This window comes from Massilia sp. CFBP9012 (genome assembly GCF_034045115.1).
GTDB lineage: Bacteria > Pseudomonadota > Gammaproteobacteria > Burkholderiales > Burkholderiaceae_D > Telluria.
Map to the genome: position 1 here is coordinate 165,797 of NZ_JAXCWM010000011.1, position 13,772 is coordinate 179,568.

Annotated in this window: 14 protein-coding genes; 10 read left to right on the forward strand and 4 right to left on the reverse strand. The window is 64.5% G+C overall.

Going from position 1 to position 13,772, the window contains the following annotated elements; genetic code table 11:
- Positions 1-7: 7 nt before the first annotated feature.
- The 10 genes from radA (at position 8) to SOM61_RS19070 (ending at position 10,705) form a co-directional block, all read left to right on the forward strand.
- Positions 8-1,384 carry a DNA repair protein RadA gene (radA, locus tag SOM61_RS19025; protein WP_147936697.1) on the forward strand — a complete coding sequence of 459 codons (1,377 nt, stop codon included), beginning with the start codon at positions 8-10 and terminating at the stop codon, positions 1,382-1,384.
- A 94-nt stretch (positions 1,385-1,478) separates the two neighbouring features.
- The gene (locus SOM61_RS19030) at positions 1,479-1,799 is read left to right on the forward strand and encodes a PilZ domain-containing protein (protein WP_320475529.1); all 321 of its coding nucleotides are present in this window, start codon (positions 1,479-1,481) and stop codon (positions 1,797-1,799) included.
- 505 nt (positions 1,800-2,304) lie between these two features.
- A complete protein-coding gene (gene pstS, locus SOM61_RS19035) occupies positions 2,305-3,339 on the forward strand; it encodes a phosphate ABC transporter substrate-binding protein PstS (RefSeq protein ID WP_320475530.1) in 1,035 nt (344 codons plus the stop codon).
- 95 nt (positions 3,340-3,434) lie between these two features.
- Complete coding sequence (gene pstC / locus SOM61_RS19040; RefSeq protein WP_147936694.1) at positions 3,435-4,457, forward strand: phosphate ABC transporter permease subunit PstC; 1,023 nt, start codon at positions 3,435-3,437, stop codon at positions 4,455-4,457.
- Positions 4,457-5,317, forward strand: coding sequence for a phosphate ABC transporter permease PstA (gene pstA / locus SOM61_RS19045; protein ID WP_320475531.1), 861 nt, complete (start codon positions 4,457-4,459; stop codon positions 5,315-5,317). Before pstC ends, pstA begins: the two co-directional genes overlap by 1 nt.
- 35 nt (positions 5,318-5,352) lie before the next feature.
- Positions 5,353-6,141, forward strand: a complete 789-nt coding sequence (gene pstB / locus SOM61_RS19050) for a phosphate ABC transporter ATP-binding protein PstB (RefSeq protein ID WP_174348361.1) — start codon at positions 5,353-5,355, stop codon at positions 6,139-6,141.
- Between the two features lie 63 nt (positions 6,142-6,204).
- Positions 6,205-6,903: a phosphate signaling complex protein PhoU gene (gene phoU / locus SOM61_RS19055; protein ID WP_320475532.1), complete on the forward strand. Its 699-nt coding sequence runs from the start codon at positions 6,205-6,207 to the stop codon at positions 6,901-6,903.
- A gap of 4 nt (positions 6,904-6,907) precedes the next feature.
- Entirely contained in the window at positions 6,908-7,594 is a 687-nt protein-coding gene (locus tag SOM61_RS19060; protein WP_123072181.1) for a response regulator, read from the forward strand.
- An 18-nt stretch (positions 7,595-7,612) separates the two neighbouring features.
- Entirely contained in the window at positions 7,613-8,905 is a 1,293-nt protein-coding gene (gene phoR, locus SOM61_RS19065; protein WP_320475533.1) for a phosphate regulon sensor histidine kinase PhoR, read from the forward strand.
- Positions 8,906-9,535: 630 nt separating this feature from the next.
- Positions 9,536-10,705 (forward strand): acyltransferase family protein, encoded by a 1,170-nt coding sequence (locus tag SOM61_RS19070; protein WP_320475534.1) that lies wholly within the window; start codon positions 9,536-9,538, stop codon positions 10,703-10,705.
- Between the two features lie 16 nt (positions 10,706-10,721).
- On the opposite strand, the gene SOM61_RS19075 is transcribed toward SOM61_RS19070, so the two are convergent.
- From SOM61_RS19075 to SOM61_RS19090, 4 genes are read right to left on the reverse strand one after another with little or no spacing between them, the layout of a single operon-like run.
- Positions 10,722-11,066, reverse strand: coding sequence for a DUF3325 domain-containing protein (locus SOM61_RS19075; RefSeq protein WP_320475535.1), 345 nt, complete (start codon positions 11,064-11,066; stop codon positions 10,722-10,724).
- Entirely contained in the window at positions 11,063-12,697 is a 1,635-nt protein-coding gene (locus SOM61_RS19080; protein WP_320475536.1) for a PepSY-associated TM helix domain-containing protein, read from the reverse strand. The genes SOM61_RS19075 and SOM61_RS19080 overlap by 4 nt, the downstream gene beginning before the upstream one ends.
- The gene (locus SOM61_RS19085) at positions 12,694-12,981 is read right to left on the reverse strand and encodes a DUF3649 domain-containing protein (protein WP_320475537.1); all 288 of its coding nucleotides are present in this window, start codon (positions 12,979-12,981) and stop codon (positions 12,694-12,696) included. The genes SOM61_RS19080 and SOM61_RS19085 overlap by 4 nt, the downstream gene beginning before the upstream one ends.
- Positions 12,982-13,025: 44 nt before the next feature.
- Positions 13,026-13,751 (reverse strand): DUF4198 domain-containing protein, encoded by a 726-nt coding sequence (locus tag SOM61_RS19090; RefSeq protein WP_320475538.1) that lies wholly within the window; start codon positions 13,749-13,751, stop codon positions 13,026-13,028.
- Between the last annotated feature and the right edge of the window lie 21 nt (positions 13,752-13,772).

Below are 13,772 nucleotides of genomic sequence, written 5' to 3' on the forward strand. Positions count from 1 at the left end.
AGACACGATGGCAAAAGCAAAAACCAACTACACCTGCAGCGAGTGCGGCGCGATCTCCACCCGCTGGACCGGCCAGTGCGCCGATTGCAAGGCATGGAACACGATGGTCGAGACGGTCGTCGACACGCCCGGCGTGAACCGCATGTCGCAGACCCCGCACCGCAGCCTGGCGCAGACGGCGCCGGTGCTGTCCCTGGCCGACATCGAGGCGATCGACGTGCCGCGCTTCGGCACCGGCATCGAGGAATTCGACCGCGTGCTGGGCGGCGGCCTGGTGGCCGGCGGCGTGGTCCTGATCGGCGGCGACCCCGGCATCGGCAAGTCGACCCTGCTGCTGCAGGCGCTGTCCAGTCTTTCCACCGTCCGCAGCACCCTCTACGTCAGCGGCGAGGAATCGGGCGCCCAGATCGCACTGCGCGCGAAGCGCCTGGCGGTGGATGCGAAAGACCTGAAGTTGCAGGCCGAGATCCAGCTCGAGAAAATCCTCGGCACCATCGCCGACTTGAAGCCCGACGTGGTGGTGATCGACTCGATCCAGACCATGTATTCGGATGCGCTCACGTCGGCCCCCGGCTCGGTGGCCCAGGTGCGCGAGTGCGCGGCCCAGCTCACGCGGGTGGCCAAGCAAACCGGCGTCACCATCATCCTGGTCGGCCATGTTACCAAGGAGGGCGCGCTGGCCGGCCCGCGCGTGCTGGAGCACATCGTCGACACCGTGCTGTATTTCGAAGGCGATACGCAGTCGAGCTACCGCCTGGTGCGGGCGATCAAGAACCGCTTCGGCGCGGTGAACGAGCTGGGCGTGTTCGCGATGACCGAGAAGGGCTTGAAGGGCGTGTCGAATCCTTCCGCCCTGTTCCTGTCGCAGCACGACAGCCAGGTGCCGGGTTCCTGCGTGATGGTGACCCAGGAGGGCACGAGACCGCTGTTGGTCGAAATTCAAGCACTGGTCGATACCAGCCACCTGCCCAACGCGCGCCGCCTGTCCGTTGGGTTGGAACAGAATCGGCTGGCGATGCTGCTGGCGGTCCTGCACCGCCACGCCGGCATCGCGGCCTTCGACCAGGACGTGTTCATCAACGCGGTCGGCGGCGTCAAGATCACCGAACCGGCGGCCGACCTTGCCGTGCTCCTGGCGATCAACTCGTCGATGCGCAACAAGCCGCTGCCGCGTGGGCTGGTGGTGTTCGGCGAGGTCGGCCTGGCCGGCGAAATCCGGCCGGCGCCGCGCGGCCAGGAACGCCTGCGCGAAGCGGCCAAGCTGGGCTTCTCGCTGGCGGTGATCCCGAAATCGAATGCGCCGAAGGGCAAGATCGAGGGCATGCGCATCATTACCGTCGAACGCATCGAGGAGGCGTTCAATAAGTTGCGCGAGGTCGACTGATCGTCAATACCTGCCAAGCGGGCTGGGCTATTGCCTGTCGGATTTTTTGAAAGATTCTATAATTGTGTCTTGTTCACTGTATTCGGCTAAACACGTGTATCAAGACCAAAGGAAATCTCCACGCAAGGTGTACCGCACCAAGGCCATGCTCGCCATGGACGGCCAGCCGCCCATCGGCGGCAAGACCACCGACGTCGGCGCCAATGGCGTGAGCATCAGCCTGGCCGATCCGCTGGCGGTCGGGCAGGGCGGGCAACTGGCTTTCGACCTGCTGGTCGAGGGCGGCTTCGTCACCATCCATACGCGGGTCAAGGTGTCGTATTGCATTTTCAGCAGCGGTGAATTCAAGGTCGGCTTCCAGTTCCTGCAGCCCGACCTGGCCGCGGTGACGGCGCTGGCGCGCTTCATGCGATAAATGTCATGAAGGCGGCAGTTCGACAATGACGCCTTGTATACGACAAGCGGCGAGCGCCATCGGCCTCGCCGCCTGCTGTATTGACCCACTGAGCGGGCCATTCGCTATTCGTGATAGCGGTCGTGTAAATCGGAGGAACTGCCGCGGACTTCCTGGTAAATCTCGAACGCCACGAGGGCGGCCAGTCCGCTCAGAATCCCCATCACCATCAGATCTAACATATAAAACAAAACGCCTGTCGGCATCCCCTCCATGTCATGACTACCATCTCAGGGTAGCAGGCAATGGTGTATTTACAAGTATCCACAATGCGGAACATGACAATATTCGGTTGACGCCGATTTCCATCCGCGCGCCGCGTCGCTCCCGGGGATGACATCCTTGCGCGCGTGTCATGTTCATGTCACATTGGCCAAATATGTCATGAACCTGTCACATTCGCCCGTTAGACTGCGGCTCATCGTCAGCGGGACCGTCCCGTGGTGTCACTTCCAAAGGATCCGATATGCGCATGAAGCACTTCTTCGTCTCGATCGCCCTGGCCGCAACGGCATTCTCCGCCAGCGCCCAGAACGTCAACATCACCGGCGCCGGCGCGACCTTCCCATACCCGATCTATGCCAAGTGGGCCGAGCTGTACAAGGCGGCTTCCGGCGTAGGCCTGAATTACCAGTCGGTGGGTTCGGGCGCCGGCATCAAGCAGATCAAGGCCAAGACCGTCGACTTCGGCGCGTCCGACATGCCGCTGGCAGCGAATGAACTGAATGCCGCGGGCCTGTTCCAGTTCCCGGCCGTGATGGGCGGCGTGGTGCCGATCGTGAACCTGGACGGCATCGCCCCGGGCCAGATGAAGCTGAGCGGCGCCGTCATCGCCGACATCTACATGGGCAAGATCGTCAAGTGGAACGCGCCGCAGATCGCCGCGCTGAACCCGGGCGTCAAGCTGCCGGCCTCCGACATCACCGTCGTGCGCCGTGCCGACAGCTCGGGCACCTCGTTCCTGTGGACCGACTACCTGAGCAAGGTCAGCCCGACCTGGAAATCGACCATCGGCGCCGGCACCACCGTCAAGTGGGCGGTCGGCGTGGGCGGCAAGGGCAACGAAGGCGTTGCCGCCAACGTGCAGCGCATCAAGGGCGGCATCGGCTACGTCGAGTGGGCCTACGCCAAGAAGAACAAGATGTCGCACACCCAGCTGCAAGGCGCCGACGGCAGCTGGCTGCAGCCTTCGGACGACGCCTTTAAGGCGGCCGCCGCCGGCGCCGACTGGAAGGGCACCCCGGGCTTCGCGGTGGTATTGACCCACCAGCCGGGCAAGGGCGCATGGCCCGTGACCGGCGCCTCCTACATCCTGGTCCACAAGACCCAGGATGCCGCCAAGGGCCAGCAAGTGCTGAAGTTCTTCGACTGGGCCTACAAGAACGGCGCGCCGTCGGCCGCCGAACTGGACTACGTGCCGATGCCGGCCGAAGTCACCAAGCTGGTGCAGGATACCTGGCGCGCCAACCTGAAGGACGCGGCCGGCAAGGCGCTCTGGTAATCCACATTTCCCAAACCCGGGAGGGCCGGCGCGACCGGTCTTTCCGCATGCCAGCGATATTGACAAAACGATATTGATAACGAGTCCATAAGACCATGAGCGCCCACCCATCCGTCACCGTAAACGACCTGTCCGACAAGGCCGCAGCCGAAGACGCCCGCCACTACGAAGCCTTGCGCGGCACCATGCGCAACCAGCGTATCCAGGACTTCTTCTTCCACAAGATCACCTTGCTGTTCGCCGCTTCGGTGCTGCTGGTGCTGGTCGGGATCATCATCTCGCTGGCGATCGGCGCCGCGCCGGCATTCAGCCAGTTCGGGCCGGGCTTCATCACCCGCGTCGAATGGGATCCGGTGAACGACGAATTCGGCGCCATGATCGCGATCTGGGGCACGCTGGCCACCTCGATCATCGCGCTGGCAGTCGCGTTCCCGATCAGCTTCGGGATCGCCCTGTTCCTCACCGAGATTTGCCCGGCCTGGCTGCGCCGCCCGCTGGGCACCGCGGTCGAACTGCTGGCCGGCGTGCCGTCGATCATCTACGGCATGTGGGGCCTGTTCGTGTTTGCGCCTTTGTTCGCTGAATACGTGCAGCCGGCGCTGAAGGAAACCATCGGCCAGCTGCCGATCATCGGGGCTATCTTCCAGGGACCGACCATGGGCATCGGCATCATGACTGCCGGCCTGATCCTGGCGATCATGATCATTCCCTTCATCGCTTCGGTGATGCGCGACGTGTTCGAGATCGTGCCGACCGTGCTCAAGGAATCGGCGTATGGCCTGGGCTGCACCCGGTGGGAAGTGGTGCGCAAGGTCGTGCTGCCGTACACCCGCAATGGTGTGGTGGGCGGCGTGATGCTGGGCCTGGGCCGCGCGCTGGGCGAGACCATGGCAGTCACCTTCGTGATCGGTAATGCCCACTCGCTGTCGGCGTCGCTGTTCTCGCCGGGTAATTCGATTTCGTCGACCCTGGCCAACGAGTTTGCCGAAGCAGCCACCGCGCTGCATTCGTCGTCGCTGTTTGCGCTGGCCCTGATCCTGTTCGGCATCACCTTCATCGTGCTGTCGGCCGCCAAGCTGATGCTGGTGGGTATGTCGCGTAATGAAGGCACCAAATAATGAATAACGCTGTCAAGAACCCTGTTTATCGCAAGCGCCTGCTGGCGCACCGCATCGGCATCACCCTGTCGGTGTGCGCCATGGGCATCGGCCTGGCCTTCCTGGCCTGGATCTTGTGGACCCTGCTGTACAACGGCCTGGGCGGCTTGAGCTCGACCCTGCTGACGGCCGATACGCCAGCCCCGGGCACCCCGGGCGGAGGCTTGCGCAACGCCATTGTCGGTAGCGTGATGATGGTCGGCCTGTCGACCCTGGTCTCGACCCCGATCGGCATCCTGGCCGGCATCTATCTGGCAGAGTACGGCGAGAACAACAAGTTCGCACAGATCACGCGCTTCGTGACCGACATCATGCTTTCGGCGCCATCGATCGTGATCGGCCTGTTCGTGTACGCGATCTACGTGGCCAATGTGCAGCACTTCTCGGGCTACGCCGGCTCCATCGCGCTGTCCCTGATCGCGGTTCCGGTTGTGGTGCGTACTACCGACAATATGCTGCGCCTGGTGCCAGCCAGCCTGCTGGAAGCCGCCTATGCCCTCGGTGCGCCGCACTGGAAAGTGGCGATCACGGTGCGCCTGCGCGCCGTCAAGGCCGGCGTCGTGACCGGCGTGCTGCTGGCGATTGCCCGCGTCACCGGCGAAACCGCGCCGCTGCTGTTCACCGCGCTGAACAACCAGTTCTACAGCAACGACATGAACGCGCCGCTGGCCAACCTGCCGGTGGTGATCTATACCTACGCCATGAGCCCGTATGACGACTGGCGCTCGCTGGCCTGGGCCGGCGCACTGCTGGTGACTGCTACCGTGCTGTTGCTGAACATCCTGTCGCGGACCCTGTTCAGCCAAAAAACTCCGCGTTAATCGACCTGATAAAAGACAAAGTGATGAACCAAGCCATGCTCAATACGACTCCGACCCCGGCCGCTGCAAAAGCCAAGACGATCGAAATCGAAGGCCTGAACTTTTTTTACGGTAAGACGCAGAGCCTGAAGGATGTCTCGCTCGACATCCACGCCAAGCAGGTGACGGCCTTCATCGGCCCGTCGGGCTGCGGCAAGTCGACCCTGCTGCGCACGCTGAACCGGATGTACGACCTGTACCCGGGCCAGCGCGCCGAAGGCTCGATCATGTACCGCGGCCGCAATATCCTGGAGCCGGGTGTCGACGTCAACATGCTGCGCGCCAAGGTCGGCATGGTGTTCCAGAAGCCGACCCCATTCCCGATGTCGATCTACGACAACATCGCCTTTGGCGTGCGCTTGTACGAAAACCTGTCGAAGGGCGAGATGGACGAGCGCGTGGAATGGGCCCTGAAAAAGGCGGCCCTGTGGGAAGAAGCCAAGGACAAATTGAACAAGAGCGGCCTGTCGCTGTCGGGCGGCCAGCAGCAGCGCCTGTGCATCGCGCGCGGCGTGGCGGTCAAGCCAGACGTCCTGCTGCTCGACGAACCGACCTCGGCGCTGGACCCGATCTCGACCGCGAAGATCGAGGAACTGATCAGCGAGCTGAAGCAGGATTACACGATCACCATCGTGACCCATAATATGCAACAAGCCGCGCGTTGCTCGGATTACACTGCCTACATGTATCTTGGCGAGCTGGTCGAATTCGGCGAGACCGACCAGATCTTCATGAATCCGGCGCGCAAGGAAACGCAAGACTATATTACCGGCCGCTTCGGCTGATACGACCCGGTTGCTCATTTTGCCGGCCCCGCCGGCTTCACAAGAATATTTGACGGAGAAGTTATGACAGGCGAGCATTCATCCAAGCAGTACGACCAGGAACTCGAGGGCATCCGTTCCCAGGTCTTGCTGATGGGCGGCATGGTGGAAACCCAGTTCGAGGAAGCGCTCGAGTGCTTCCGCATCGGCGACATCCCGCGCGCCGAGCGCGTGATGGCCGAAGACCAGGCCGTCAACCAGCTCGAAGTCTCGCTCGACGACGCCTGCAGCCACCTGATCGTCAAGCGCCAGCCGACCGCCAACGACCTGCGCACCGTAATGGCCACCATCAAGGTCATCACCGACCTGGAGCGCATCGGCGACGAGGCGACCAAGGTCGCGCGCACCGCGAAAAGCCTGCACGAGCGCGGCGTTACGGGCTTTGCCCACTACGACATGATCCGCACCATCGCCAAGGCGACCTCGGAACTGCTGCACGATTCGCTGGATGCGTTTGCGCGCCTGGACGGCAAGCAGGCCTTGCAGATCATCGCCGGCGACGAGGTGGTCGACCACGAGTTCCGCACCATCCTGCGCAGCATGGTCACCTACATGATGGAAGACCCGCGCACGATCTCGTCGGCGCTGGACACGCTGTGGGTGGCGAAGGCGATCGAGCGCATCGGCGACCACGCCAAGAACATCGCCGAGTACGTGATCTACGTGGTCGAAGGCCGCGACATCCGTCACAGCAAGGTAGTGCTCGACCAGGTGGCGGAATAATACGATGGCAGACAACACCTCGGTCCTGGTCGTTGAAGACGAGCCGGCGATCGTCGAGCTGGTGACTTATTCGCTGCGCGAGGCTGGCTGGGACATCCGCACCGCCGACACCACCGCCGGCGCCTGGGAGAGCATCAGCCGGGGCAAGCCCGACCTGCTGCTGCTCGACTGGATGCTGCCCGACCAGAGCGGCCTGCGTTTGCTGTCGCGCCTGCGCGCCGACCGTGACTTCCAGGACCTGCCGGTGATCATGCTGACGGCAAAAAGCATGGAAGAGGACAAGCTGGCGGGCCTGAACAACGGCGCCGACGACTACATCACCAAGCCGTTCTCGCCGCGCGAGCTGCTGGCGCGTTCGCGCGCGCTGCTGCGCCGCAAGAGCCCGCACCTGGCCGAGGCGCCGCTGCGCGCCGGCACGGTGACGCTCGATCCGAACAGCTGCACGGTGACGGTCGAGAACCAGCAGATCGACATCGGCAACGCAGAGTACAAGCTCTTGAAGTACCTGATGGCGCATCGGGAGCGCGTGTTCTCGCGCGCCCAGCTGCTCGACAAGGTGTGGGGCGACCACGCCGTGATCGAGGAGCGCACGGTCGACGTGCACGTGCTGCGCCTGCGCAAGGCACTGAAATCGGCCGATGGCCTGATCCGCACGGTGCGCAGCGTCGGCTACATGCTGTCCGAGAAATAAGCGGTGTCGAAGGACGCGATGAATCCCAAGCTGTTGTTCTGGGTGCCGGCGCTGCTGCGCACGGCGCTGCTGTTCGCCGTGTCCGGCGTGGTGTGGTGGTGGTTCGGTCTCGTGGCTGCGCTGTCGCTGGCGCTGGCCGGGATGGCGGTCGCCGTGTTCACGCAATTGTCGTACCTGTACAAGCTGGGCGAGTGGCTGGAAGAGCCGCACAGCACGCGCCTGCCGGACGGCTGGGGCGCCTGGACGGATGCGTTTGCCCGTCTTTACCGCCTGCGGCGCGACGACGAGCGCCACCAGGCCGAGCTGACCGAATGGCTGGCGCGCTTCCGCCAGGCGATGCACCTGCTGCCGGAAGGCGTTGCCATCATGGACGACGTGCTGTTCCTGGAGTGGTGCAATCCGGCGGTCGAGCGTCACCTGGGCCTGACGATGGAGCGCGACAAGGGCCTGCGCGTCACGAACCTGGTGCGCCATCCGGACTTCATCGACTACATCGTGCTGGGGCGCTACGAGCAGCCGCTGACGCTGTCGTTCCGCGGCCGCAAGCTGGAATGCCGCATCATCCCGTTCGAGAACCGGCGCCAGATCCTGGTGACGCACGACGCCACCGACACCGAGCGCATCGAAGCGATGCGGCGCGACTTCATCGCCAACGCCTCGCACGAGCTGCGCACGCCGCTGACGGTGATCGTGGGCTTCCTCGAGATCGCGCTGTCCGATCCGGGCATCGACGTCGCCACGCGGATGTCGCACCTGAACCTGATGACGGAGCAGGCGCACCGCATGCAGCGCCTGATCCAGGACATGCTGACCCTGTCGCGGCTGGAGTCGGACGAATATCCGCTCAAGCGCGAGAAGGTGGACGTGCGCAGCCTGATCGACTCGATCGCGGCCGAGGCGCGCGCGCTATCGGGCGGGCGGCACCAGATCGAGGTCGCGGTCGACGGCCCCGACGTGATGGGCAGCATGGAAGAACTGCGCAGCGCCTTCGCCAACCTGGCCTCGAACGCGGTGCGCTACTCGCCGAACGGCGGCACGATCCGCCTGGCCTGGACCCGCGGCGTCGATGCGCTGAGTTTCGCGGTAACGGATTGCGGCATCGGCATCGACCCCGAACACATCCCGCGCCTGACCGAGCGTTTCTACCGCGTCGACAAGAGCCGTTCGCGCGAAACGCAGGGCACCGGCCTCGGCCTGGCGATCGTCAAGCACGTCCTGCTGCGCCACGGCGGCAAGCTGACGATCACCTCGCAGCCAGGCAAAGGCAGCACTTTCTCCGCCTCGCTCCCCAACACCTCACTACCCGCCTGACCCCACCACAATTAGGGTCAGAGTCGAATTGTTTGACAACTTTGTGAAATACTGAGGGGCTCTGTGTTCGCTTCAAGAGCCCTGATGCATTTTGCTCGCAGGATAATTAGGGTCAGAGTCGAATTAATGGCAATTCTCAGAAATTGCTCAATAAATCGACTCTGACCCTAATTAATTTTTGGGTGTTTTTTCGGTGAGGGGAAATTGTTCAGCTATGAACAATTTGCTCTCGAAGAACTTACCGAAAAACGTGTCTGCAAGCAGTTGAATCACTCATTTTCGGTGCAAAGCGCATGAGGGTCAGAGTCGAATTATCGAGCAACTTTAAAAGTTGTCAAACAATTCGACTCTGACCCTAATTGTCTTTTCAGAAAGCTGTGGCTGGGGAATGGTAGTAAGGGAAGAGAGGGGGTCGAAAATAGGAAATTGCTCGGTAATTCGACTCTGACCCTAATTGCGCCCTAATTGCGGGCCGGCGTGAGGCGCTGAGGTGTGGGTCGATGAGGCGGGCGCGTTCCAGCTGGGGCATCGGGGCGGTGCGATGTGTCGGGAATGCGGTTAGGCGGACATATCTTTAGACAAGTGGCGTGCTTTTGTTTTATCGTTGCCTCCTTACTTTGGAGGCAAGATTTGAGCAGCGACCATTTATCACCGCATTACGCATCCTATGCCTTCGGCCTGGACCTCGTCCGCTTCGGCTGCGCGCTGGTGGTGGCGCTGTTTCATTTTACGTGGCGGATCCCGAATGAAGCCCATATCATGCCGTTCGGGTGGGTCGGGGTGCAGGTCTTCTTCGTCATCTCGGGCGTCGTCATCGCCAACTCGGCCATCGCCTCCACGCCGTACCGCTTCGCGCGCAATCGCTTCCTGCGTCTGTATCCGGCGGCCTGGGTCGCTGCTGCGATCAGCTTCGCGATCCTGTCGGTCGTGCCCACGCCGGCCTATTACGCGCTGGGCATCGGCGTAAATCCCGAGTGGTGGGCGTTCGCCAGCTCCGTGATGCTGGTGGGCGAGGATGCGCTGGCCACCGCCTACTGGACCTTGCCGATCGAGATCGCCTTCTATGCCCTGGTGTTCATCGCACTGCTGCGGGGACGGGTGCGGCTGCGCGCGGTGGCGCGATTGCTGGCCGTGGCCAGCAGCGCCTACCTGGTTTCCCTGTTCTATCTGCTGGTGACGACGTCCGGGCCGGGCGTGCTCGACCTCGGCTACGGCCTGAAGAACATGCTGCTGCTGCGCCACGGCGTCTTCTTTGCGATCGGGATCTATCTATGGATGGCGACGCAGCGGCAGCCGCTGGACCGCAGCGACCGGGTCCTGTTCGGGCTGTCCCTGGCGGCGGCGGCGCTCGAGATCGTCTGCCGCTCGGTGAGCCTGACGACCATCTTTGCCGCCGGCGATGCGGGACCGCTGGACATCAGGTGGGTGACGGTTGGCGCGCTGCTGGCCTTCGCGGCGCTGCTGGCGGCGATCCGCGTCTGCCTCGTCAATGCGAAACGCTGGACGCCTTCCGCGCGCACGGCGGCCAGGATACGGATGCTCGGCCTGGTCACCTATCCGTTCTACCTCGTGCACGAGGTCGTCGGCGGGGCGATGCTCGTTGTCGCCAGCGACAGGGGCCTGGGCCGGCCGGCCGCCCTGACGCTGGCCATCGTCGCGACGCTGGCCGTGGCCTGGCTGATCGCCGCGTTCGCCGAACCGGCCCTCAGGCGGGCGATCGTCCGGGGCGCGCGGTGGATTCGTGGTTCGGGCGTGCGGATCGGGATGGCCCCGGGCGCCGACGAGCGGCTGCCGAAATAGGACCGAAGGAATCGCCTCAGGCCAGCAGGGCCACCAGCAGCGCCAGTGCCGGCACGCCGATCCACGCTGCCTGGATCGCGCGGCGCGGCGCATACTGCAGCAGCAGCGTGACGCTCCAGGCGGACAGCGACAGCACGCCGCACCACACGACCGGTCCGATATGCCAGCCGCAGGCCGCGATGCAGGCGCCGAAGGACAGCGCCAGTGCGAGCCAGCCCAGCAGGCGCAAGTGCAGGCGCAGACGCGCGTCCGGCTCCGCGCCGCGGCCGTGGATGTCGGCGTAATGGCGGTCCATCGACAGGCCCTTGGCGGCGAAGCCGCTATAGGCCAGCGCCGTGCCGGCCAGGATCAGTGCACTCATGCAGCCTCCAGCTTGTTGGTCGTCACGTCGGCCGGCGCCGGCTTCTTGGCCGCCGCCGGCTTTTTCGGCCTGCCCAGCCACCAGGCCGCGTAGCCGAGCAGCAGGCCGAGCGCCAGCACCACCAGGTCGAAGCCGGCCACCGCACGCAGGGCCGGGCCGCCGAACAGGCTCACGCCCAGGTGGGTGTCGGTCGTGAGCGCGTTCAGTACCGGGATCCCTGCCAGCAGCAGCGCGCCCAGCGTCAGCTGGAAGCGCCACATCGCGCGCGTCGGGCGGATCTGGGCCAGCAGCGCGGCCAGGCCCCAGGCGATGAAGAAGCAGTTGGCTTCGAGGTTCGTGCGCTGCGCGATCTCGACCGGCAGCAGGCGGTTGGCCCAGAAGTAGACCGCGAAGGCGATCGGCAGGCCGGCGATGGCGCCGATGTTCAGGGCATCGACCAGGCGCACCCCGAAGCCGGCCTTGCCGCCTTTGGCGATCGCCTTGGCGTACTTCTGGCGCTCCTTCACGCCCCACAGCAGGGCGCCGGTGGCGACCATCGCGGTGCCGGCCAGGCCGCACACGAAGAACAGCGCGCGCAGCAGCGGGTCGGCGAAGTGGGCCACGTGCAGGCCGTAGATGGCGGCGCGCGCGTCCAGGGTGGTGCTCATTGGCTTGGCGCCGGACAGCAGCGTGCCGCTCGCGCCGTCGAAGGTCATGGTCGGCTCGATGTTCGACAGCTGCTGGCCGGCAGGACGATGCAGCTCGATCCGGGCGTTGGCGTCGTTCGGGTTGGTCACCACCACGCGCGTCGGCGCCTGGCCCCAGGCACGTTCGGCCTGCAGCAGCATCGGCGCGATGTCGACCAGCGGCGCGAATTCCTTCGCCGGCTTCACCCGTTCGGCGTTCGGGAACACGTCCGCGAACATGGCGTTCTGCTCGGCGCCGTACAGCGCCTTGGTGGGCGAGGGCATGTACATGAACATCAGCGTGACCAGGCCGGTGTACGTGATCATCAGGTGGAAAGGCAGCGCCAGCACTGCAGTGGCGTTGTGCGCGTCGAGCCATGAACGCTGGCCCTTTTTGGGACGGAAGGTGAAGAAGTCCTTGAAGATGCGCTTATGCGTGATCACGCCGCTGACGATGGCAACCAGCATGAACATGGCGGCGATGCCGACGATCCAGCGGCCCCAGATCGCCGACATGTAGTACAGGTCGAAATGCAGGCGGTACAGGAACTCGCCGCCGCGGGTGTCGCGCGGCGCGGCGGTGTTCTCGCCGGTCATCGGATCGAGCGTGAAGTTCTGGGTGCGGAAGGCCGCGCGCCGTTCTTCACGGGTCATGCCCTTCTTCGGCGGGTTGGTCCAGCTGGCGTAGATCAGCGGATTGCGCTCGTGCGGCAGGTCGAGGAACCAGGCATTGGCCTTCGGCGCGCGCTGCTGCAGCTCGCGCACCGCGAGCGTGGCCGATTCGGCCGGCGTCACCCGTGACGGCGCATCGGCCGCCTTGTGCAGCTCGGGCTTCATCCAGAACGTGATTTCGTGCTTGTAGTAGGCGGCGGTGCCGCCCATGAACACCAGCAGCAGCAGCCAGCACACCAGGAGGCCCGACCAGGTGTGCACCCATGCCATCGATTGGCGCAAGCCTTCCTTCATGACGCCCTCCCGGCGATCCATAACACAGCGCCCAATACGCTGCTCGTTGCCACTACCCCGACCCAGGCGCGCAGCGCGCTGGTCGTGGCGAACACCCACAGGATGACGCAGGTATAGACCACGAAGGAGAGCAGGGTGGCGATGGTGACGGCGTCGGCGCGCGGCAGCGGCAGCGCGATGGCGATCAGGGCGCTGGCGATCGAGGTCAGCACATAGCCGCCGGCAATGGCCGCGACCGCGCGCGCGGCCACGCCGCCGCGGTAGCGCCAGGTGAGGGTAGTCATCGGACTCGGGCCTTTCTATCTAAGACGGACGGCGCGGACGGCGATCAGTGCTCGGCGCCCGGCGCCAGTGCAGGGCCCGCGGCCAGGGCCGCGATGCCTTTCGGCTGCACCACGGTCAGCGACGACGTATGGCTGGCGCTGGCGTACTGCACGCCGGCGCGCTCGCCGCCGGTCTTGTCGGTATGCGCCGTCTCCAGCACATAGGTGCCTTTCCACGGCAGGTCGAACTTCACCGCGCCGTTGGCGTCGGCCAGCGCTTCCTTCGACCAGCCGCTCGGCACGGTGATCGCCACCTTCGCCTTCGGCAGCGGCTGGCCTTTATAAAACACCTTGAATTCGCCGGCCGTGCCGGTCGGGACGATGTCCAGCGCCAGCTTCGGCTGCTGCGCGGCGAAGCTGGTCGCCAGGCGCGCGGCCGGGATCCAGATGTGCTGACTCGTCTTGCCATCCTTGGTCGTTTCCCAGCCCGGATAGGCATTGTCTTCGGCCACGATCGCGTCGCCCGCCGCCAGGCTGGCGCCGCCGACCACATAGCCCTTGGCCGTCTTCTCGAGCGTGAGCGCGGTCTCTCCGGAAGCCTTGAGCAGGGTCGCGCGCGGCGCGACGAACTTGTCCAGCAGGCCGGGCGTGGTCTCGCGTTGGTTCAGGCCGAACTCGCCGAACTGCAGCTTCACCGTCTTGCCATCCTGCTCCAGCCAGACGTGGTGCGCCTGGGCGGCAGGCGCGATTGCAGCAAGGGCGAGGAGCGAGGAGAGCAGCAGTTTCTTCATGGTCTTTATTCTCTTTATGAG